The following is a 21,482-nucleotide window of genomic DNA, read 5'->3' as shown; positions in this document are numbered from 1 at the left end:
AGAAGAAATCAGATTATGCGCTTTCTTTTTTCCGATATGGTCGAATGATTAATCGGATAGCGCGATCATAACTGAAATAATTCCAGATCCAATTGATCAGAACTACGAGTCGGTTGCGAAAGCCCACTAAAAGCATGAGATGAATAAACAACCAGGCGATCCATGCGGGAAAACCCTTGAGGTGTGTAAATTTTAAATCCGCGACAGCACGACTTCTGCCGATGGTGGCCATTGTTCCTCTGTCGGTATAGCGAAACGCTTTCCATTTCTTTCCTTCAGCCAGATTCAGGTTTGCTGCCAATTGTTTTCCCTGTTGCATGGCCACGGGCGCAAGCATTGGATGAGACGTTCCATCTGCAGCTACTATCGCCGCTACATCTCCGATCGCGAAAATATTTTCTGAGCCTTTAACTTTGTTGTATTCGTCAGTAAGGATGCGATTCCCCCGGTTGTAATTGGATGCATCCAAACCGATGATTCCGTTTCCCATCACTCCCGCTGTCCAGATCAGTGCTTTCGATTTCAAAATTTCTCCTGAGCTTAAAAACGCTTCTTTGCCATTGTACCTTTCGAGTTTTACTCCTGTCAAAATTCGTATGCCCAATTGTTCAAGCTGTTTGTGCGCGTTTCTTGAGGCGTATTCAGACATTACATTGAGAACTTTATCGGAAGCATCAACGAGTGTAATGTTCATCAATGAAAGATCCAGTTCCGGGTAATCATTGGGCAAAACGTGATTTCTTAATTCTGCCAGAGCTCCTGCAATTTCAACTCCTGTGGGTCCTGCTCCTGCAACAATAAAATTCATCAGACTTTTCTTTTCTTCCACATCCCTGCTTAGCAATGCCGCTTCAAAATTTTGCAAAATAAAACTCCTCATGTCCAAAGCATCAGTCACTGATTTCAGGGAAAGAGAATTTTCCTGGATTTCTTTCATCCCGAAATGATTCGTCTTGGAACCTGTCGCGAGAACAAGAATATCATAAGGAAGAATGCCAATGGAAGTGTGTACACTATTGATAGCAGGTTCAACCTTATCAACTTCCGCGACACGAAAAGTCACATTCATTTTTCGCCTGAAAATTTTTCGCAAAGGATAAGCGACCGAATCCGGTTCTAAACCACCTGTAGCCACCTGATAAAGCAAAGGCTGAAATGTGAGATAGTTTTGCCTGTCCAGAACCAATACTTCGTATTTCCGGGAATCCAAACGGCGTCCAATTTCAATTCCTCCAAAACCGGAACCCACAATCAGCACCCTTTTTCGGGCCTTTTCTTTGTTAAAAATATCCATTTAATGGCCTGATTTTAAAACGAATGAAATGAAAAAAGCAAAAGAATGCTCAAAATTAGGGGGAAAAACACCCTCTTTCCCAAAAGCTCATGAATAAAAGAGATTAATTGAGAAAACACTGGGGCTTTTTGAAGAATTTTCGTATGTTTGCATTCGAATTTAAGGAGATAATAGAAGGGGACGATAGTCCCCTTTTTTATTGATCGATTATGAGCCTGAACGAACAGATTATTGCATTGGTACAAGAAAAAATTGCCGGAACGGAGACCTTCCTCGTGGATGTCAAAGTGAGTCCGTCAAAAGTGATTGTGCTGATCGACCATCCCAATGGAGTAAAAATTGAGGATTGTGTGGCAGTATCCCGTTTTCTTCAGGATTCACTGGACTCAACGGATGTCTTTGAAAAACATGAATTGGAAGTCGGTTCACCCGGAATGGAAGAACCTCTGAAAGTACTTCAGCAGTACAACAAACGTATCGGAAAAAATGTCAATGTCGTAACCTTTGACGGCCTCCGCCACACAGGTGTCCTCAAAGCAGCTTCCAATGATGGAATTGAACTAGAAGAAACCATCATTGTGAAAGAAGGCAAGAAAAAAGAAAAACAGATTCAACAAATAACTATACCATTCTCTAACATCAAAGAAACAAGAGTCATCTTCTCTTTCAACAAAATCATTTGATCAAAATGAAAAAGACCTTACCCGGTAAGAATGAGCACACTGAATTGGTGGAAGCATTCTCTGAATTCAAAGACCTGAAGAATATCGACCGCGCCAGCATGATGAGCATCCTCGAGGATGTTTTCAAAAACATGCTTAAGAAAAAATATGGCACTGCTGATAATTTTGACATTGTCATCAACACCGACAAAGGTGATCTTCAAGCCCTGCGTAATCGTTTGATCGTTGAAGACGGCACTGTTGAAGATCCAAGTACTCAGATTGAATATTCTGAAGCGGTGCGTATTCAGCCCGACTTTGAAGTAGGCGAAGAAGTATCTGAAGAAGTTCGTTTCATGGATTTCGGTCGTCGTGCAGTACTTGCCGCTCGTCAGAACCTCATGGCACGTGTTCAGGAACTTGAGAAAGAAGGAATTTTCCGCAAATACAAAGATCGTGTTGGTGAAATCATCACCGGTGAAGTTTACCAGACCTGGAAAAAAGAAACACTCATCATGGATGATGATGGCAATGAACTAATCATGCCTAAATCTGAACAAATTGGCAGTGATTTCTTCAAAAAAGGAGATAGCGTTCGTGCAGTCGTATTGCGTGTTGAAATGATCAATGGAACACCAAAGATTATTTTGTCACGTACTTCTCCACTCTTCCTCGAAAAATTATTCGAACTGGAAGTACCTGAAGTATTTGACGGACTGATTACGATTAAGAAAATTGTCCGTGAACCGGGCGAGCGCGCGAAAGTAGCTGTTGAAAGCTACGACGACAGGATCGATCCTGTTGGAGCCTGTGTGGGAATGAAAGGTTCTCGTATCCACGGAATTGTTCGTGAATTAAGAAACGAAAATATCGACGTCATTAATTTCACAACAAACAGTCCGCTCTTTATCTCCCGTGCATTGGCACCGGCTAAAATCACTTCCATTAAACTGGATGACGAGAAAAAACGCGCTTCTGTATTCCTGAAACCCGACCAGGTTTCCCTGGCTATCGGAAAAGGCGGTCATAACATCAAACTTGCAGGAAAGCTGACAGGTTATGAAATCGATGTATATCGTGATACGGATGACGACAGCGAAGACGTTGATCTGGATGAATTTGCAGATGAAATCGAACCATGGATCATCGATGAGCTGAAGACCATTGGTTGCGATACAGCGAAAAGCGTTCTTGAATTGCCGATCGAAGATCTTGTGAAAAGAACAGATCTGGAAGAAGAAACAATCAAGGAAGTAGTTCGCATTTTAAGATCAGAATTTGAATAAAACGGCGGAATGGACACATGACAAAGTCCATTCTTCCACTCTCAATAAATTACTACCTTGCACAAGCCCAAAAAATTGGCTTGGTGTAAGAAGACACACCTTATGGCAGAAGCAGAAAAGACGATCCGATTAAGTAAAGCGATTAAGGAATTCAATCTGAGCCTTGATCACATCGTGGAATTCCTTACAAAAAAGGGATTCTCGATAGAAAGCAACCCCAATACCAAGTTGCCCGGGGATGCTTATGCTTTGCTGATGAAGGAATTCCAGGGCGATAAAAGCGCTAAAGAAGAAGCGCAACAGCTTTCCCAGACTAAACTTCGTAAGGACACTCCTGTCGTTCTTGACGCTGAAGGATCCAAAAAATCCGGCACAAAGAAAGATGATGAATCTTCCGAAATACTCATCAAAAACATGAGTGTCGCGGATTATCTGAAGGAAGAAAAACCTAAGAAAAAAGAAGAAGCGAAAGCTGAAAAGCCTGCCAAAGCAAAAGAAGCTGAACCTGAAGTTACCAAAGTCGCGGTTGATAAAGTCGAAGGACCAAAAGTACTCGGCAAAATAGAAATCGAAGACGAAGCTTCTAAAGCTGAGAAAAAGAAAAAAGCAGCCACCAAGAAAAAAGCTGAAACAGCTGCCGCTCCTGAAGAAGAAGCTCCTGTTAAAGCTAAAGAGGAAGAAGAAAAGCCTGCGAAGAAGGTTGTCAAAAAGAAAAAAGAAGAAACGATTGAAGAAGCTCCTGTAGCAGAAAAACCAATTGCTCCTGTTCAGGAAGAAATTGAAATTCCTGCTCCTGTAGCAGAAATACCTCCTGTTGCTGAAGTTACCCCTGAAGCAGAACCTGCTGCACCTGAAATTACTCCTGAAGAACCGGAAGCTCCTTCCGAACCTCAGAAAGATGAAATTCACCGTGTGCGTTTTGATAAGCTGAGCGGTCCAACAGTTCTTGGAAAAATTGATTTGCCTGTTGATCCACCGAAACGCAAACCGGTTGCTTCGTCTACCGGTTCAGTGGATGACAAGAAAAAGAAAAGGAAACGTACCGACCGCAAAGCGGGCGGACAACCGGTTCCTTCTGATAAACGTGAACAACAACGTGGACCCGGAACATCCGGACCTCCACGTCATCGTCCGGCTGCAGGATCCAAACCCACAGAAAAAACAGAACCTACTGAAAAGGAAATTCAGGATCAGATCAAAGCGACTCTGGCACGACTCAGCAGTGGTGGTAAATCCCGTTCTTCTAAAATGCGTAAAGCCCGTCGTGATGAACGTGCGGAAGTAAAACGTGAAAAAGCAGAAGAACAAGCAGGGAATAAAACTATTAAAGTCACTGAATTCGTTACTGCAAACGAGTTGGCAAAACTGATGGATGTACAGGTTACGGAAGTAATCTCCACCTTCATGTCGCTCGGTATGTTTGTATCCATCAACCAGCGACTGGATGCTGAGGCATTACGTGTCGTGGCTGAAGAATTCGGATTCGCTGTAGAATTCGTTTCAGCGGAAGTACAGGAAACAATTGGTACGGAAGAAGACCTTCCGGAGGATTTAAAACCACGCTCACCGATTGTTACCGTCATGGGACACGTTGACCATGGTAAAACATCTCTCCTTGACTATATCCGTAAAGCCAATGTAATTGCCGGTGAAGCAGGTGGTATCACCCAGCACATCGGAGCCTATTCCGTAAAATTGGAAAATGGTAAGACAATCACTTTCCTTGATACTCCCGGTCACGAAGCCTTTACAGCGATGCGTGCACGTGGTGCCAAAGTTACCGACGTTGCGATCATCGTGATTGCTGCCGATGATAACGTGATGCCACAAACCATCGAAGCGATCAATCACGCTCAGGCGGCGAATGTGCCAATGGTTTTCGCGATCAACAAGGTGGATAAACCGGATGCCAATCCGGAAAGGATCAAAGAACAACTTGCGAAAATGAACATCCTTGTCGAAGACTGGGGTGGAAAATATCAGTGTCAGGAAATTTCCGCTAAAAAAGGAATGAATGTCGAAGCTCTTCTTGAAAAAGTATTGCTCGAAGCGGAACTCCTCGAACTCAAAGCAAATGCCAACCGCCGTGCGAACGGAACCGTGATCGAGTCCATGCTTGATAAAGGTCGTGGTTATGTAATGACAGTTCTGATTCAGGGCGGTACTTTACACGTTGGAGACGTTATTCTTGCCGGCTGTTACAGCGGTAGAGTAAAAGCCTTGTTCAACGAACGTGGTTTCCGTATCAAGGAAGCGGGCCCTGCAGCTCCTGCACAGGTCTTAGGTATGACAGGCGCGCCCCAAGCAGGCGATCTGTTCAACGTGATGGAAGATGAACGCGAAGCACGCGACATCGCCAACAAACGTTTGCAACTCCAGCGTGAGCAGGGTATCCGTACTCAGAAACACATTACACTGGATGAGATCGGTCGTCGTTTGGCTATCGGAAACTTCAAGGAGCTGAATGTAATTGTAAAAGGTGACGTGGACGGTTCTATCGAAGCGCTCGCGGATTCTCTCCTCAAACTTTCTACTCCGGAAATCCAGATCAACATTATTCACAAATCTGTTGGAGCGATCACGGAATCAGATGTACTTCTTGCTTCCGCATCCAACGCGATCATTATCGGATTCCAGGTTCGTCCTTCTGTCAATGCACGTAAACTCGCGGAAACAGAACAGATCGAAATCCGCCTCTACTCCATCATTTACGACGCGATCAACGAATTGAAAGCGGCAATGGAAGGTATGCTTGCTCCGGAATTCCAGGAGAAAATCGTCGGCAACATCGAAATCCGCGACATCTTCAAGATCCCGAAAGTGGGAACCATTGCAGGATGTATGGTACTCGACGGAAAAGTATCCCGCAATACCAAGGTGCGTGTCGTTCGCGACGGTATCGTTGTCTTCTCCGGCGAACTGGCTTCACTCAAACGTTTCAAAGACGATGTGAAAGAAGTTTCCGCAGGTTACGAATGCGGATTGAGCGTCCACAACTTCCAGGATCTGAAAGTTGGCGATGTCATCGAAGGATACGAACAGGTAGCAGTCAAACGGACTTTGGCTTAAACCAAAATATTTACTCAGACAAAAGGGTCGTCGCGTTGATGACCCTTTTTTATTGAGGAATATTGATTGTTGATTTTAGATTGCTGATTGTAGATTGGCCGCACAAGGATATATTCTACCCTGATAAAATTCAAAAAGCCTCAGCTCCGTCCCCCGTCCCTCGTCCCCCGTCCCTTTTTTAATTGCTGATTGTAGATTTTTGATTGTAGATTGATAGCACCCGGATAGATTCTACCCTGAATTAAAACTCCAAAGACCCCAGCTCCGTCCCTCGCCCCTCGTCCCCCGTCCCTTTTTTAATTGCTGATTGTAGATTGCTGATTGTAGATTGATCGCATTTGGAAGACTTCTGCAATCAATTAAAATTCCAAAAGCCTCAGCTCCGTCCCTCGTCCCTTGTCCCCCGTCCCTTATTTCAATAATGGAAGTTTAACCTCATCCGGAACAACAAAAGTGGTAGGATATTTTCCCTCCAGTTCCTTGATTAATTTCTGTGCTTCGTAACGATTTCTGAAATCACCCACACGCACTTTAAAATTGGGTTGCTGATAAGTGAGATAAGCGGGAATATCAGGGTAACGTGAATTGAAATCCAGTTTTACTTCTGATGCTTTGGGGCGATTGCCTCCAAAATAAATCTGCACCCGAAAACCGGGCATGCTTTGCTTTTCAAGATTGATTTGTTTTTGTCTTTCGATCAATTCATCCAAACGTGGATCTCTGGTGATCCGGATGGAACTATCGGAATTGGCAGTAGTAATTGTTTTCTGAGCGGATGCCGAAGAAAACAGACCAAGAAAACAAATGAAAAAAAGCAGACGCGACATGATTCTTTTTCTGTTGTACAAATTAATGGAAAAATTCCGGTGCCGACAAGGTTGAAAAACAATACCTCCAAAACTGACTCTAAAGGAAACATTCCATTGTTTAAGAACGCCAATTTCAGGAACTAAACATTATTTTTGATCTATGAATATCGAAAGCCTCCGTTCCTATTGTATCAAAAAACCCTTCGTAACGGAAGAATTCCCTTTTGATGAGGTGACCCTGGTCTTCAAAGTACTGAACAAGGCATTTTTGCTGACCGGTCTGGATGAACCCGAATTGAAATTCAATGTGAAATGTGATCCTGAAAAAGCCATTGAACTACGCGAACAATACACCTGTGTACAGCCGGGATTTCACATGAACAAAAAACACTGGAACACTATACACGACGACGGTAGCGTCCGCGATCAATTACTCAAGGAATGGATAGACCACAGCTACGAAATGGTAATTGCTGGGATGTCAAAGAAGGATCAGGAGAAGGTAAAGAAGAATGCAACAAGTAAAGCGAAGAAAAAAAGCAGTTAAAAATTTTACTCAAATCAGTATGGATTGATTTCCTGACCTGACAGTTTTCAGTTCATTGATTATTCGGATATTTGCAGCCTAAATCAAATTTCAATGAAAAAGGCGCTGAATTACTTTTTACAGGGACTTCTCTTTGTGGTTCCTATAACCGTCACTTTGTGGGTTCTTTTCCGGACCATCCTCTGGGTGGATAGTTTATTGCCTTTCCAGGTTCCTATCAAAATACCCGGAATTCCCAAGCTTGAGATCCCCGGTTTGGGACTGCTCACCATTTTTGTGGTTGTTGCCCTCATTGGTTATCTCAGTGTACGCTATATCCGGAATCCATTGTTCTCTTATATCGAGCGGTTGATTGTTAAAGCCCCGCTTGTAAAACTAATCTATGGTTCTGTAAAGGACCTTGTGGAAGCTTTCGTTGGTGAAAAAAGAAGATTCAATAAACCGGTATTGGTCAGACTGGAAAAAGACAGCGATATCAACCGTATCGGCTTCATCACACAGGAAGATTTATCTGAAATAGGTTTGGGGAAAGACAAAGTTGCTGTTTACCTTCCCTTTTCCTATAGTTTCGCAGGGGAATTGATTGTATTGCCGAGGGAAAACATCAGCCCGGTAAATGCTTCAGGAACGGATATGATGAAATTTATTATTTCCGGAGGTGTGACGGAAATTAAAGACGGAAAAGTTCACGATTGATGTTTCCGGTATTTGGGATAGTTTTATCAGCTGTCTCCAATTGCTTCTGTAAATTTATATAGACTGAAATTTTATAAAAGAAATCACATTTCTGTTTTCCAATGGCTATCAGAAGAATTTTTAAGCAGGATGAATTCCGCGAAATTGGATTCGGCAACAAGGTTGTTGAATCCAATCAGCGTTTGATGAACAAAGACGGCAGCAGCAATGTGCGTCGGAAAGGATTACCTTTTTTTCAGTCTGTAAGTATTTACCAGACACTGATCACCATGCCCTGGTGGAAATTCAATCTGCTGGTTTTCTTTTTTTACATCACTGTAAATCTGATTTTCGCTTTATTGTATTACTTCATTGATCCGAATCACATCAATGGAATGGAGTATACAAGTGAGCTCGAAAAATTCGCGGAAGTATTTTTCTTCAGCGCTCAGTCTCTCACTACAGTGGGCTATGGTCGCCTGAATCCGACAGGTTATTTTAACAGCACACTCGCTTCTGTCGAATCGCTCATTGGTTTATTAGGCTTCGCTCTGGCAACAGGATTACTTTATGGCCGCTTTTCAAGGCCAATTGCAAAAATTCTGTTTAGCAAAAACATGGTGATTGCTCCTTACAAAGGAATCTCCGCACTGATGTTCCGTATCGCCAACAGAACAAAGAGTGAATTGGTAGACATTCAAGCTAGTGTTATTCTATCGTATGTTATCGAAGAGAATGGAAAGTCTGTAAGAAAATTCAGCAACCTGAAACTGGAACTCACCAAAGTGAATCTTTTATCCATGTCCTGGACCACCGTACATCCCATAGACGAAGAAAGTCCGATGTACGGATGGAAAGAAGAAGATTTCAGGAAAAATGATCTGGAAGTACTTGCACTTTTACAGGCATACGAAGAGACATTTTCTCAGACTGTCCATACACGCACTTCCTACACGAATGAAGAATTGCGTTACGGTGCGAAATTTATTTCCATGATGGAAGCCGGACCAAATGGTTCAGTGATTCTCGCCTTCGACAAAATGGATTCGTTCACAAAAGTCAATCTGGAGGAGGAAATGATCCGCACCGCGTAAATTGCAAAAGGTTCTGGAATTAAACCTTTGGGATACAATTCACGTATGCAGTTCTGATCTTCCCGGAACTCCATTATTCTCCATCATTTCTGTTCAAAAATCCGGTAATTCTGCATTTTGAAAAAGCAACTCTTCTCCATTCTGAAATACATCCTCCTGCTGGTTCTCGGGATCGGTATGTTATGGCTGGCCTTTCGGGGAGTTGATCTCAACAGGATTCTGGAAGAAATCAGTGATGTGAACTGGCTTTGGCTCAGCGCTTCTATTGGCGTTTCTCTCATCGCCTTCCTCAGTCGGGCGCATCGCTGGAACATGCTCATTCGTCCGACAGGTTATTCGCCAAAACTCAGCAACACTTCCTATTCCCTCATGGTTGGATACCTCGCCAATCTTGCGTTTCCACGCTTAGGTGAAGTGACACGCTGCGGTTCATTGAATCGTATAGAAAAAGTACCGTTCGATGTTCTGCTCGGAACAGTCATTGTTGAACGAGCGCTGGATGTAATTTGTCTCCTCTTGTGTATTGTGATGACTGCTGTTATCGAATTCGAAAGACTGGGAGATTTTTTGAATCAGAATATTTTCGATCCACTCAAACAAAAAGCAGCGATGATGCTGGGCTCACCACTCTTTTACATTGTCGGCGGAATCTTCATCATGGTAGTCTTGATTTTCATTTATTTTCAAAAACAGAAAAAGACCAATCCGGATAAAGTTGGAATCATTCACAAAGCAACGGCATTATTAAAAGGAATCATCGAAGGGCTCCGCTCTGTTCGTAAACTCGAGCATCCCGGCTGGTTCATCTTTCATACAGTGCTGATCTGGTTTATGTATTTCCTGATGTCTTATCTGTGTTTCTTTGCCTTACCGGCTACCCGGGAACTTAGCTGGCATGCAGGATTGTTTGTGTTGGTTGTTGGCGGAATGGGTATGTCGGCACCCGTACAGGGAGGAATCGGCGCATATCACCTTCTGGTTTCGCAGGGATTGCTTTTGTACGGCCTCACCCATGAACATGGACTCGCGTTTGCCACATTGATGCACACCACCCAAACCCTGGTGGTGATAGTTTTCGGAGCCATCTCGTTTGCATTGCTTATTTTTGCACAACGAAAAATAAAAGATGAGCAATCTTGAAATAATTGAGAAGAAGGTCTTTGATCTGAATTCACTAAAGCACTTTCTTGAAGTACACCGTTTTTTTGGAAGAAAAATTGTTTTTACAAACGGCTGCTTCGATATTCTCCATCTTGGTCATGTTGATTATCTGTCCAAAGCCGCTGATCTGGGCGATGTCCTGATCGTTGGTGTCAATACAGATGCTTCGGTCGCCCGTCTCAAAGGGGAGCACCGTCCGATCAATTCCGAAAAACAGCGATCCATGATTCTGGCTTCCCTTCATTTTGTCGACGGGGTCATCCTTTTTGGGGAAGACACTCCACTGGAACTCATCAGGGATGTAAAACCCGATGTCCTTGTCAAAGGCTCAGATTACAAGCCGGAAGACATTGTAGGGGCGGATGTGGTGAAAGCCGGAGGGGGAAAAATCGTCACAATCGACTTTTTACCGGGATTTTCAACCTCTGGAATCGAACAAAAGATCCGTGCCGGGAAAAAATAATTGGCGAAACTTGTGCAGGAATCGGAAAAGAGGTTATCTTTACTAAAAAGAAGTCCATGAAAATCAACCGTTCACTTCTGCTTGCCGCCCTTTTTCCGGCATTCTTTATATTTTCCTCCTGCGAAAAAACAGAAATGTTTAAGTCGGAAAAGACGATAAAGAAACAATTGGTTGGTACCTGGAACAGGATTCCGATTCCAAAAACGCTTCCTGACATGAACTGGATCTTTGAAGACAATGGCACAGTTTATTTACAGCAGTCAGGCAATGAAACGGATACCGGTGCTTATGAAATCAAGACCTCGCTTACCAAAGTTGATCTGAAAATTAAAAACCTGACCCGTTTCGAAGATTATAATGCGACATGGCAAGTTGTACTCCTGGACAACGAAGTACTTGTAATGGCAAACGATCACTCCGGCGCTACCGGAATCAAAGAACTTGATTTTCAAAAACGGAATTGATAATTAAAAGGATTCTTTTTCTGAATTCATTATTATCAAAAATTAGTTCCGAATATTATATCAGCATTTATTATCCTCACAAGAAACGCGATTCATGTAATCGCTTTTTTTATTTTCACCCCGGAAATTCCAGATAGTGGCCAAAGTAAAAACAACATTTTATTGTCAGAATTGTGGAGTGCAATCTCCCAAATGGATTGGACGTTGCCCTTCCTGCGGCGAATGGAATACCTATGTCGAGGAGATTGTTTCGAAAGGTGAAGAAACATCAGCCTGGAAAAAATCTGCCGATAAAAAAGCCAGAGTCGCTCAACCACACCGGCTTGACGATATCAGTATTTCCGATGAACACAGGATCGCGCTTCCGGATAAAGAACTGCACCGGGTACTTGGCGGCGGAATGGTTCCGGGATCATTGGTGCTGATGGGTGGAGAACCAGGAATTGGGAAATCGACATTATTACTTCAGCTTGCTTTGCAGCTGAAGAACAAAACCGTTTTGTATGTGAGTGGAGAAGAAAGCGAACAGCAAATAAAAATGCGCGCGGAACGGCTGAAGATGAAAAGTGATGGCTTCTTCATTCTCACAGAAACAGCCCTCGAAAATGTCTTTCACCAGATTTCCGAAATCAATCCTGCAGTACTGATTGTTGATTCCATTCAAACAATTTTCAGTAACAAAATTGAATCATCCCCCGGAAGTGTTTCACAAATCCGTGAATGTACTTCGGAATTATTACGCTACGCGAAAGAGAGTTCTACTCCTGTTTTTCTGATCGGACACATCACAAAAGATGGTCTGATCGCCGGACCAAAAATCCTTGAACACATGGTGGATACGGTTTTGCAGTTTGAAGGCGACCGGCATCATGTGTATCGGATTCTGCGTGCAGTCAAAAATCGTTTTGGATCAACCGCTGAATTGGGAATTTATGAAATGCAGGGAGCAGGTCTCCGTGAAGTCAGCAATCCTTCTGAAGTATTGATCGCTCAAAGGGAAGAAGCCCTGAGTGGAGTCGCCATCGCCGCAACAATGGAAGGTATCCGTCCTTTGTTGATCGAAACACAGGCACTGGTCAGCTCCGCTGTGTATGGCACACCTCAGCGATCCTCTACAGGTTTTGATTTGAGAAGACTCAGCATGTTGCTCGCTGTACTGGAAAAACGATGCGGATTTCGTCTAGGAGCAAAAGATGTTTTTCTCAATATAGCCGGTGGAATAAAAGTAGAAGATCCGGGAATTGATCTGGCTGTTATCTGTGCCATACTTTCTTCGAATGAAGATATTGCCATTTCTCCAAAGATTGCTTTCGCGGCGGAAGTTGGGCTCAGTGGTGAAATCCGTCCGGTTACCCGTGTGGAAAGTCGTATCAGCGAAGCTGAAAAAATGGGCTTTGAACAAATTGTCATCAGCAAATACAACCTGAAAGGTTTAGACAAAAGCAGGTTTCAGCATATAAAAGTGAATGCTGTTTCCAAAGTGGAAGAAGTGTTCGCTCTGTTATTTGGATAATTTTTATTCGTTAAAAGAAAACCGCCCGGAGTATTCCGGGCTGTTTTCTTTTTTTATTTCTTTTCTATTGAATCAATAAACGAATGCGTTCCGGTTTTTCTTTTCGAAGAACTTCAATGAAGTAAACTCCCCTCGCCCAATTTTCCACATGCAAGGTTTGTGTACGTTCCTGCATCGCATGCACCTCATCGCTGTAAACGACTTGTCCGGATGCATTGTAAATCACATAGCGAATAGCAGATGATGATTTGGGGAATTGCACCACGCTCAGATCATGTGTTGGGTTGGGATACACCAATACACTTCCTGTACCGGAGTTTTCCTGAATATCAGTGGTAATTGTAACTTCAATTGTATCTCCGGAGGTACAACCATTCGTAGCGGTTACTACGACATTGTAAATTCCACTTGCATTCACAGAAATTGCCTGAGTTGTTTCGGTTGTGCTCCACAAATAACCTGAGAAACCGGCACCGGCATCAAGCACCAATGAGAATCCGGTTGTAAGCACTGTATCATTCCCCAGGTTTACAATAGGTACAGAGAGAATTTCTGCGGTGACAGGAACAAATGCGCTTGGACAAACCGAACCTGCATCAGCATAATAAACTGTTGTGGAAGAAAGCACAGGAGTTGTAAATGATGGACCTGTTCCAACAAGATTTCCTCCGCTAAGCGCATCATACCAATAAATGCTTGCAGTATCAGTGGCCATTAGAGTTACTGAACCGCTTCCGCAATTGCTTGCATTGGTTACTACAGGATCCGGATTTATTTCATTTATAAATACAGTGAGCGGAACAACCTGGCTCGGACAAATGCCACCGGCCTGAAGGTAATAAGTTGTGGTTTGTGTCAACTGAGGAGTCGTATAAGTAGATCCCGTTGCAAGTGTGGATCCACCGATCGCGGCATTGTACCAATACACAAGCGCTGTATCAATCGCGGTCAGAGTCACTGAACCCGGACCACAATGAATTGTATCACTTACAACCGGATCAGGTGATACATCGTTAATGATGGCCTGTACAGCAAACATTGGGCTCGGACATACTGTTCCTGCCTGAACATAAAATGTTGTGCTCTGTGTCAGTGATGGTGTTAAGAATGTTGGACCTGTACTGATGATTGTACCGCCTGAGATCACATCGTACCACAATACAGCTGCTGTATCCATTGCAACTAGAGTTACACTACCCGCTCCACAACGACTCGCTCCGGTTATTGTAGGATCTGCCGTGATCGCATTTACAATCGCCTGACCAGCCACAACTGCACTCAGACAAGATCCAGCTCCGGATTGTGTATAATATGTAGTTGTTTGATTGAGTACCGGAGTTGTGAATGTAAGACCTGTCGCAAGCAAATTTCCTCCCGGTGCATCATACCAGCTGACAGGGAATGGACAAACTGCAGTCAGTGTTACAGTACCATCTCCGCATCTGGAACTATCTGCAACTACCGGATCCGACGGAGCAGTGGTGATGATGGCATTGACAGCAATTCGCTGACTCGGACAAATTGTACCTGCTTCGACATAATATGTTGTAGTAACAGTCAATGAAGGTGTTGTGTAAGTGGTTCCGCTTGCAAGCAAATTTCCTCCACTTATTGCATCATACCAATTGATCACAGCAGTATCACTTGCGATCAGGTCGATAGTACCCTGTCCGCAGCGCGCCACATCAGGAGCAACCGGAACTGCAGTAATTGCATTGATAATTGCCTGAGCGGGTATTCTTGAACTAGGACATACACTACCTGCTTCTGCATAATAAGTAACTGTCTGGTTGATCACCGGTGTAGTGAACGTATTACCTGTACTTACCAATGCACCACCTGTGGATGCGTCATACCAGCGAATTGCGGCTGTATCTGTTGCTGTGAGCTGTAAAGAACCGGCACCACAACGATTCGCGCCGGTTGTCACCGGGGCTGCAGCAACCGTCAATATTCCCGCTGTAACTGCGACGCGCGAACTAGGGCAAACACTTCCCGCTTCAATATAGTAAGTTGTTGAAGTAGATAGAGAAGGTGTTGTATACGTTGTACCAGTGAAGAGTAAACTTCCACCTGAAGCAGCATTGTACCAACGGATACTGGCAGTATCACTTGCGGTCAATACCACAACACCAGGACCACAACGATTGATATTGCTTGTGACAGGAGATGCAGCGACAGCATAAACAAAAGCCTGAACAGGAACCCGGGCACTTGGGCATAAAGATCCTGCCTCTACATAATAGGTAGTGGTCTGGTTTAAGACTGGAGTTATGAACGAAGTTCCCGAGCCAATTTGTGAACCGCCGGATGCCAGAGCATACCAGCGAATAGCGGCAGTATCCGAGGCAGTAAGTGTTAACGTACCGTTTCCGCAACGACTGGAATTTTGTACAACCGGAGCCGCTGTAGTGGCATTGATAGAAGCTACAGCTGCTATCCTTGCACTCGGGCAGACCGAACCTGCTTCAGCATAATAAGTAGTTGTAACAGAAAGCGAAGGAGTGACAAAGCTGGTTCCTGTTCCAAGAACCGAACCACCGCTGGATGCAGCATACCAACGAATGGCAGCAGTATCAGTAGCTGTGAGCGTTACACTTCCAGCTCCGCATCTGCCAGCACCTTGTGTTTGAGGTGCAGCAGCGATCGCGTTTATAATGGCTTGCGCGGAGACCACATTGCTCTGACACCCTGCTGATATGGCCTGTGCATAATAAGTTGTTGTTGTAGAAATAGAAGGAGTAGTGAAAGAAGCACCTGTGCCCAGTAAAGTACCACCCGGAGTATTATACCAGTTCACGGTGAATGCTGAGTTCGCGGTAAGAGTAACTGTACCTGTACCGCATCTGCTCGCATTCTGAACGACAGGATCCGCAGCCGCTGTAGCGATTATTGCATTCACCTGAATTCTTGCACTTGGGCAAACTGTTCCGGCTTCAACGTAATAAGGAGTAGTTACAGAAAGCACGGGAGTAGTGAAAGAAGTTCCGGTTGCAAGGATTGTTCCCCCGCTTGCGACGGAGTACCAGCGAATGGTAGCGGTATCAGTAGCGGTGAGCGTTACTGTACCTGTGCCACATCTTGCAACATCCGATGCAACAGGAGTTGCTGTGATACCGTTGATGATTGCCTGCGCAGCTATTCTTGCACTCGGACAAACAGAACCTGCCTCCGCATAATATGTTGTGCTTGCAGATAATGATGGAGTAACAAAACTTGTACCTGTGCCCAGCTGAGAACCACCTGATGCAGCGGAATACCAACGAATGCTAGCTGTGTCAGTTGCAGTCAAGGTCACAGTGCCTGTTCCGCATCTGTTTGCACTTTGGGTTACCGGTGATGCACAAATCGCGTTGATGATCGCTTGTGCAGATATAGCATTGCTCGGACAAATTGTTCCGGCAACAGCATAATATGTTGTTGTTGCAGAAATGACCGGAGTGGTATAAGACAAGCCGGTTCCCAACAATGTACCACCGGGTGCATTGTACCAGTTTACTGTACTAGAAGAAGTCGCAGTTAAAACAACCGTACCGCTTCCGCAACGACTTGCATTCTGAACAACAGGAGCAGTAGTGACTGTATTAATAATCGCGTTCGCCTGAACTCTGGCACTCGGACACACACTTCCTGCCTCAGCAAAATAACTGGTGGTAGTACTTAATGAGGGTGTTGTAAAACTATTTCCGGTGAACAACAATGTACCACCCGTTGCAGCAGAATACCAGCGGACAACGGCTGTGTCAGTTGCAGTCAGCGTAACTGTTCCGTTTCCGCAACGACTTACATCTGATGTAACCGGAGCTGCAGCCTGTGCATTAATGATTGCCTGAGCGGAAATCCTTGCACTCGGACAAACCGAGCCGGCTTCAGCGTAATAAGTAGTTGTTGTACTGAGTGAAGGAGTAACAAAAGAAGTTCCGCTTCCTACCTGTGTACCACCACTCGCAGCATTGTACCAGCGAATAGCGGCAGTATCTGTAGCAGTGAGCGTAACACTACCTGTTCCACAGCGGCTTGCATTTTGTGTGACCGGTGCTGCGGCGATAGTATTTACAATAGCTTGTACAGAGATTCTCGCACTTGGACAAAATGCTCCGGCTTCAACATAATAAGTAGTTGTCGAGGAAATAGAAGGGGTAGTATACGAAGCGCCGGTTGCCAATAAACTTCCTCCGCTCGCAGCACTGTACCAATAGATAGTCGCTGTGTCGGTTGCTGTGAGTGTAACCGTACCTGCTCCGCAGCGACTTACATTTGAAGTAACCGGTGTGGCTGTTGCGGATGATATAATGGCAGAAACCGGAACACGTGCACTTGGGCATGCTGTTCCTGCTTCTACATAATAAGTTGTAGACTGGGTGAGAACAGGAGTTGTAAATGTAGTTCCGGTTGCGAGCAATGTTCCACCACTTGCAGCAGAATACCAATGGATAGTAGCAGTATCTGTCGCGCTGAGCACAACAGTTCCTGAACCACAGCGCCCTGCGTCCTGAGTAACAGGAGCCGCGGTAGTCGCCAGAATTCCGGCCAACACCGGAACACGTGCACTAGGACATGCACCACCGGAAACGGCGTAATAGGTGAACGATTGAGAAAGTACGGGTGTAGTAAAATTGTTTCCATTGCCAACAAGACTTCCACCGGAAGCAGCATCGTACCATTCAATAGCTGTGGTTCCCGAAGCTGACAAGGTCACACTTCCATTACCACATCGTGAAGCAGGTGTGGTTGAATTTACCTGACCTGCCGGGTCCACTGATACAGTAACAGGACTGGAGATTCCTGAACAACCTGAAGAACTAACGGCTACAGTATATGAACCTGCCTGAGAAGCAGTGTAGCTGGATTGATTCGCTCCGGGAATATCGGTGCCATTATTTTTCCATTGGAAAGTATAACCCGGAGATGCATTCGCGGTGAGAGAAACAGTACTTCCCTGACAAATTGTTGTTGAACCACCCGCAGTCACAGTAACTGTTGGAGAAGAATATGCTCTTCCGGGTGATCCGCCGAAACATCCTGCAAACCAACTGTTCCCGTCGTTCGGGTCGCTGACCGGGAAAATTCTTTCCAGTGTATAGCCTTGTCCGTCAGGAGTCAATGGCCATGGACTGAAATCATCATAGAGTACAGATGTATAAAGCGTATTTGTATTGTCATACAAACGAAGATCTTCACCGCCATTATCGAAATCAAAACCAAAACTGCCCACCACATTGGTGACAGTAGGATTGATAGCGGAAAATTTCGCAAGATCAGAGGCAACTACGAGGTAGCCATTCGCTGCGATAGTTGTTGGTGCAGGAAAAGTGAAGGTGTGATTGTCGGCACCATCACGGAATTTCCAACCGGAAATATCCAGTGGTGAATTTGAAGGATTGTACAATTCAATCCAGTCGCCTGTGTTGGTAGCGGAATCACTGTTGTAATTGATTTCACTGATTTGCAATTGTACCGGCACAGGCGATCCTGTGAAGTAGGCAGTGATCACATCACTGGTTGTAAAATTGTAGGTCGCAACCTGGTTCGGGTCATTCGTATTGATGACAGTGTTCGAACGCCAGTGATCAAATGTATATCCCGGATTCGGAATAGCAGTAATGGTAACAGGATTGCCATTGAAATATACCCCACTCCAAGGGTAACTGGTTGGAGTCACAGTACTGATTTGGATTCGACCTGAACCAGCAGGTGATGCCTGTATTGTAAGTGTCACCTGGGAAGTCATACTGAAATGACTTTGAATATAATTTCGTGCATAAGCCGGACGCTGATTCGCGAATGTCAGCATCGAAGCGATGTTTGAAATCCATTGATTAGTATCGCCTCCACCCCACTTTTCATATTGAAAGTGCATGTCCCTGCGAAGTGAATCACGAAACAGGTAGGCCATTGATTGCACATTGGACGGCAGCCAGATGGTGTTGATCAAATCCGCATAGCGATTAATGAAATAACGTTTGTAGGCAGGATTTTGAACCAGCTTCTGAAAGATATCAGAATTGTAATTGTGAGGAGAAGGATTTAGTGCTGTACCCAACATGTCGTTCGAAACAGAGCCCACGAGACCCATTCCGAAGTCAAGGTCGTAAGATAAATATCTGAACCGGCCACCTGCTTTTGTAGGTCTCCACATTTTTAGATTATTATTTCCTCCACCCATCCAATCGTCATTAGGATAATATGTTTCAGAGGCAAAATAATCGACCATGTTTTCTATATCCATCATGGTTGCCATAGTGGAATAATACGATGCACCAGAGGGTGAACTGGTGGTCGCGTAATTGTACATCGTCCAGAAAGCAGCGTCACTTCCCTTTTTCACTTCTATCGTTGGATAGAAATAACTTTCTTTTAAAAGATCTATTTCGTCTTTCTTGTATCCGTAGTTCCCTTCTATCCAATGGTGATCATCATTCTCTCTTGTATAATAAACTCCCCAACTTTGTCCATTGATATACAAGAGACAAGGTTCATAAGCGAGGTAATCTATATTGGTAGGCTTCAACAAACGCTCCATCATTGGATCACGCATGTGACATACACCACGATCATTTCCGGTTGTATGCAGGATGAAATCATCCCATTTATCATTCCAGGTTTTGTCTGATTCAAGCGGGTAATTCAGTTTTGATAAACCGTATTTATCACTCAGCATAATCTCCAGACTTTTCTGATCCGCCATACGAGACCATCCACCTGTAATTTTTAAACCGGAATTAAATTTGAAAGCTCTGATTTTATCTCTGTCAAAATACTCAAGGTAGATAGGCTTTTCCCAATCCATCCAGTAGTTGGCACCGAAGTGCGGACTTGAAGCCTGTGCATTGGGACCTTCCACGAAAATTCCGTTGTTGTAATCGTACAGATTGTAAGGATCAGTTGTCAGAGCATATACCGGCAAACGACAATTCAGATTAATAAAAAAAGTACTCGTGACCGTCTGGCTGGCAAGAGCGCTTGTAGAAAAGACACGCGCTTTTACCGTGGTTGTGGTGCTCAATGAAATGGGTCCTGTATACAATGTTGACGATGAAGTAACATCAGTTCCATCCAGAGAATAGCGAATCTGGCTGTTCGGAAAAGATGTACTTAAAACCAGGGATTGAGTAACCGGATAAAATCCGGAAGCCAGTGAAAAAATCGGAATAGTTGCGTATCCGTTGAAACAGGTGACGCTGTTATTGCTTGTTCCGGGAGTAGGTGTGGCACTGATACACCACGTAGAACTACCATCAGGGTTTCTCCCTAAAGAATTATCCGGTTCGATAGAACCTGTAAATTTGCTGTCCAACAAATTCCCTGATCCATCCACAAGAAACAACTTCTCACCTGCACGATTCAATTTAAACTTTGCATGAAGGTATTGTACAGGCGCCGGATGAAACCAGGAAGGAATCGGGCCAAAGTAAGAGATAGAATTATCGACAAGGAAACTCAGCCAAACCCGACCACTCAAATCGGTACTTGTCGAAGTCTGATTGTGTACTTCAACTGCAAGTACGTTTGTACCATTACGAAGAAGTGATCTTAAAACATTTTTTGACAGGTAAAATGAATCCGGAAATCCACCGGAATACATTACTGCTTCACGTGATGCTGGAGCTAAATCATTCCAGGCCGGACGAACACCGGCTGTACCCACATTAACACGGGCAATCTCTACTCCATTCAGGTACGCGACAAAACCATCATCGTAATCGACATTCAATACACTTTCAAAAATTTTTGAGGTATCCGCAATTGTAAAGGTCTTTCGGGAGTAAACGGAAATACATGTTGCTACTGTGGTACCATCATCAGTATCACCAAAACCAATTCCTCCTGTTCCACCTGACCACGACCCGTCATTGAAAGATACATTTCTCCAGTTAGTATCGGGAGCAGCAGTTGTGTTAGCGCGGTATTTCCAGGTATCATTTTCCTTGACTGCAGTCTCCCAGTGAGTGTTTACAGAAGTTTTATTTGTATCCGAAGCAAAAATTAAAAGATAGCCTCCGGAAGCAATGCTCATGCTCGGAAATGTAAAACGATAGTAATTCGTCGAGTCATCTGTCAATCCATATCCATTCAGGTTGACCGCACTTGCTCCGGCATTATACAATTCGATCCAGTCATCATATTGTAAGTACTCATCCTGGATGGTGGTAAGATTTGATGTCTGGATTTCATTGATAAGAATCTGTGCAGGAACCTGGAGAGAACCTATCAATAAGAATAAGCAGGCAAGAAGAAATCTGAATCTTTTGGAATTGAAGAAATAAGAAGAAATCATTGAGGTAAATTTTGTTCAGGTACCCCAAATTGTCATTTTTTTAGCCAAAATTCAAGCATATTTGACCAACGTCATGTTTTACTCCGTAAACGATAGGTTAAAAATTGGTAGAAATACGAAACAACTTGGCAAAGTGTTAAAAATAATTAATTGATATTCAATAAGTT

At 44.1% G+C, this 21,482-nt stretch carries 13 protein-coding genes; 10 read left to right on the top strand and 3 right to left on the bottom strand.

Features of this window, described 5'->3' with window-relative positions; genetic code table 11:
- Positions 1 to 13: 13 nt before the first annotated feature.
- Positions 14 to 1,294 (bottom strand): NAD(P)/FAD-dependent oxidoreductase, encoded by a 1,281-nt coding sequence (locus tag IPP86_03740; GenBank protein ID MBL0137629.1) that lies wholly within the window; start codon positions 1,292 to 1,294, stop codon positions 14 to 16.
- Positions 1,295 to 1,503: 209 nt separating this feature from the next.
- Between IPP86_03740 and IPP86_03735 the strand changes: the two genes are divergently transcribed.
- The 3 genes from IPP86_03735 (at position 1,504) to infB (ending at position 6,311) form a co-directional block, all read left to right on the top strand.
- On the top strand, positions 1,504 to 1,977 hold the full coding sequence (locus IPP86_03735; protein MBL0137628.1) for a ribosome assembly cofactor RimP: 474 nt from the start codon (positions 1,504 to 1,506) through the stop codon (positions 1,975 to 1,977).
- Between the two features lie 5 nt (positions 1,978 to 1,982).
- Positions 1,983 to 3,242, top strand: coding sequence for a transcription termination/antitermination protein NusA (gene nusA / locus IPP86_03730; GenBank protein ID MBL0137627.1), 1,260 nt, complete (start codon positions 1,983 to 1,985; stop codon positions 3,240 to 3,242).
- A 102-nt stretch (positions 3,243 to 3,344) separates the two neighbouring features.
- Complete coding sequence (gene infB / locus IPP86_03725; GenBank protein ID MBL0137626.1) at positions 3,345 to 6,311, top strand: translation initiation factor IF-2; 2,967 nt, start codon at positions 3,345 to 3,347, stop codon at positions 6,309 to 6,311.
- Between the two features lie 410 nt (positions 6,312 to 6,721).
- On the opposite strand, the gene IPP86_03720 is transcribed toward infB, so the two are convergent.
- A complete protein-coding gene (locus tag IPP86_03720) occupies positions 6,722 to 7,138 on the bottom strand; it encodes an SPOR domain-containing protein (protein MBL0137625.1) in 417 nt (138 codons plus the stop codon).
- 142 nt (positions 7,139 to 7,280) lie between these two features.
- Between IPP86_03720 and IPP86_03715 the strand changes: the two genes are divergently transcribed.
- The 7 genes from IPP86_03715 (at position 7,281) to radA (ending at position 13,037) form a co-directional block, all read left to right on the top strand.
- Positions 7,281 to 7,667 (top strand): MmcQ/YjbR family DNA-binding protein, encoded by a 387-nt coding sequence (locus tag IPP86_03715; GenBank protein ID MBL0137624.1) that lies wholly within the window; start codon positions 7,281 to 7,283, stop codon positions 7,665 to 7,667.
- 93 nt (positions 7,668 to 7,760) lie between these two features.
- On the top strand, positions 7,761 to 8,363 hold the full coding sequence (locus tag IPP86_03710; protein ID MBL0137623.1) for a DUF502 domain-containing protein: 603 nt from the start codon (positions 7,761 to 7,763) through the stop codon (positions 8,361 to 8,363).
- A 101-nt stretch (positions 8,364 to 8,464) separates the two neighbouring features.
- Entirely contained in the window at positions 8,465 to 9,436 is a 972-nt protein-coding gene (locus IPP86_03705; protein ID MBL0137622.1) for an Inward rectifier potassium channel Irk, read from the top strand.
- A gap of 117 nt (positions 9,437 to 9,553) precedes the next feature.
- Positions 9,554 to 10,576 carry a flippase-like domain-containing protein gene (locus tag IPP86_03700; GenBank protein MBL0137621.1) on the top strand — a complete coding sequence of 341 codons (1,023 nt, stop codon included), beginning with the start codon at positions 9,554 to 9,556 and terminating at the stop codon, positions 10,574 to 10,576.
- Positions 10,563 to 11,060 carry a D-glycero-beta-D-manno-heptose 1-phosphate adenylyltransferase gene (gene rfaE2 / locus IPP86_03695; GenBank protein ID MBL0137620.1) on the top strand — a complete coding sequence of 166 codons (498 nt, stop codon included), beginning with the start codon at positions 10,563 to 10,565 and terminating at the stop codon, positions 11,058 to 11,060. Before IPP86_03700 ends, rfaE2 begins: the two co-directional genes overlap by 14 nt.
- A gap of 56 nt (positions 11,061 to 11,116) precedes the next feature.
- Positions 11,117 to 11,524: a hypothetical protein gene (locus IPP86_03690; GenBank protein MBL0137619.1), complete on the top strand. Its 408-nt coding sequence runs from the start codon at positions 11,117 to 11,119 to the stop codon at positions 11,522 to 11,524.
- A 136-nt stretch (positions 11,525 to 11,660) separates the two neighbouring features.
- A complete protein-coding gene (gene radA, locus IPP86_03685; protein MBL0137618.1) occupies positions 11,661 to 13,037 on the top strand; it encodes a DNA repair protein RadA in 1,377 nt (458 codons plus the stop codon).
- A 64-nt stretch (positions 13,038 to 13,101) separates the two neighbouring features.
- Here the strand turns inward: radA and IPP86_03680 are convergent, their stop codons facing one another.
- Complete coding sequence (locus tag IPP86_03680) at positions 13,102 to 21,315, bottom strand: CotH kinase family protein (protein MBL0137617.1); 8,214 nt, start codon at positions 21,313 to 21,315, stop codon at positions 13,102 to 13,104.
- Positions 21,316 to 21,482 lie beyond the last annotated feature (167 nt).

The organism is Bacteroidota bacterium (assembly GCA_016720935.1).
In the GTDB taxonomy this organism is placed as follows: domain Bacteria; phylum Bacteroidota; class Bacteroidia; order AKYH767-A; family 2013-40CM-41-45; genus JADKJP01.
This window is presented reverse-complemented; position numbering and strand designations above follow the sequence as displayed.

Bases quoted from the DNA above. Each gene is read 5' to 3' on its own strand.
- IPP86_03740 (MBL0137629.1), bottom strand. From the start codon at position 1,294: ATGGATATTTTTAACAAAGAAAAGGCCCGAAAAAGGGTGCTGATTGTG.
- IPP86_03735 (MBL0137628.1), top strand. From the start codon at position 1,504: ATGAGCCTGAACGAACAGATTATTGCATTGGTACAAGAAAAAATTGCC.
- nusA (MBL0137627.1), top strand. From the start codon at position 1,983: ATGAAAAAGACCTTACCCGGTAAGAATGAGCACACTGAATTGGTGGAA.
- infB (MBL0137626.1), top strand. From the start codon at position 3,345: ATGGCAGAAGCAGAAAAGACGATCCGATTAAGTAAAGCGATTAAGGAA.
- IPP86_03720 (MBL0137625.1), bottom strand. From the start codon at position 7,138: ATGTCGCGTCTGCTTTTTTTCATTTGTTTTCTTGGTCTGTTTTCTTCG.
- IPP86_03715 (MBL0137624.1), top strand. From the start codon at position 7,281: ATGAATATCGAAAGCCTCCGTTCCTATTGTATCAAAAAACCCTTCGTA.
- IPP86_03710 (MBL0137623.1), top strand. From the start codon at position 7,761: ATGAAAAAGGCGCTGAATTACTTTTTACAGGGACTTCTCTTTGTGGTT.
- IPP86_03705 (MBL0137622.1), top strand. From the start codon at position 8,465: ATGGCTATCAGAAGAATTTTTAAGCAGGATGAATTCCGCGAAATTGGA.
- rfaE2 (MBL0137620.1), top strand. From the start codon at position 10,563: ATGAGCAATCTTGAAATAATTGAGAAGAAGGTCTTTGATCTGAATTCA.
- IPP86_03690 (MBL0137619.1), top strand. From the start codon at position 11,117: ATGAAAATCAACCGTTCACTTCTGCTTGCCGCCCTTTTTCCGGCATTC.
- IPP86_03680 (MBL0137617.1), bottom strand. From the start codon at position 21,315: ATGATTTCTTCTTATTTCTTCAATTCCAAAAGATTCAGATTTCTTCTT.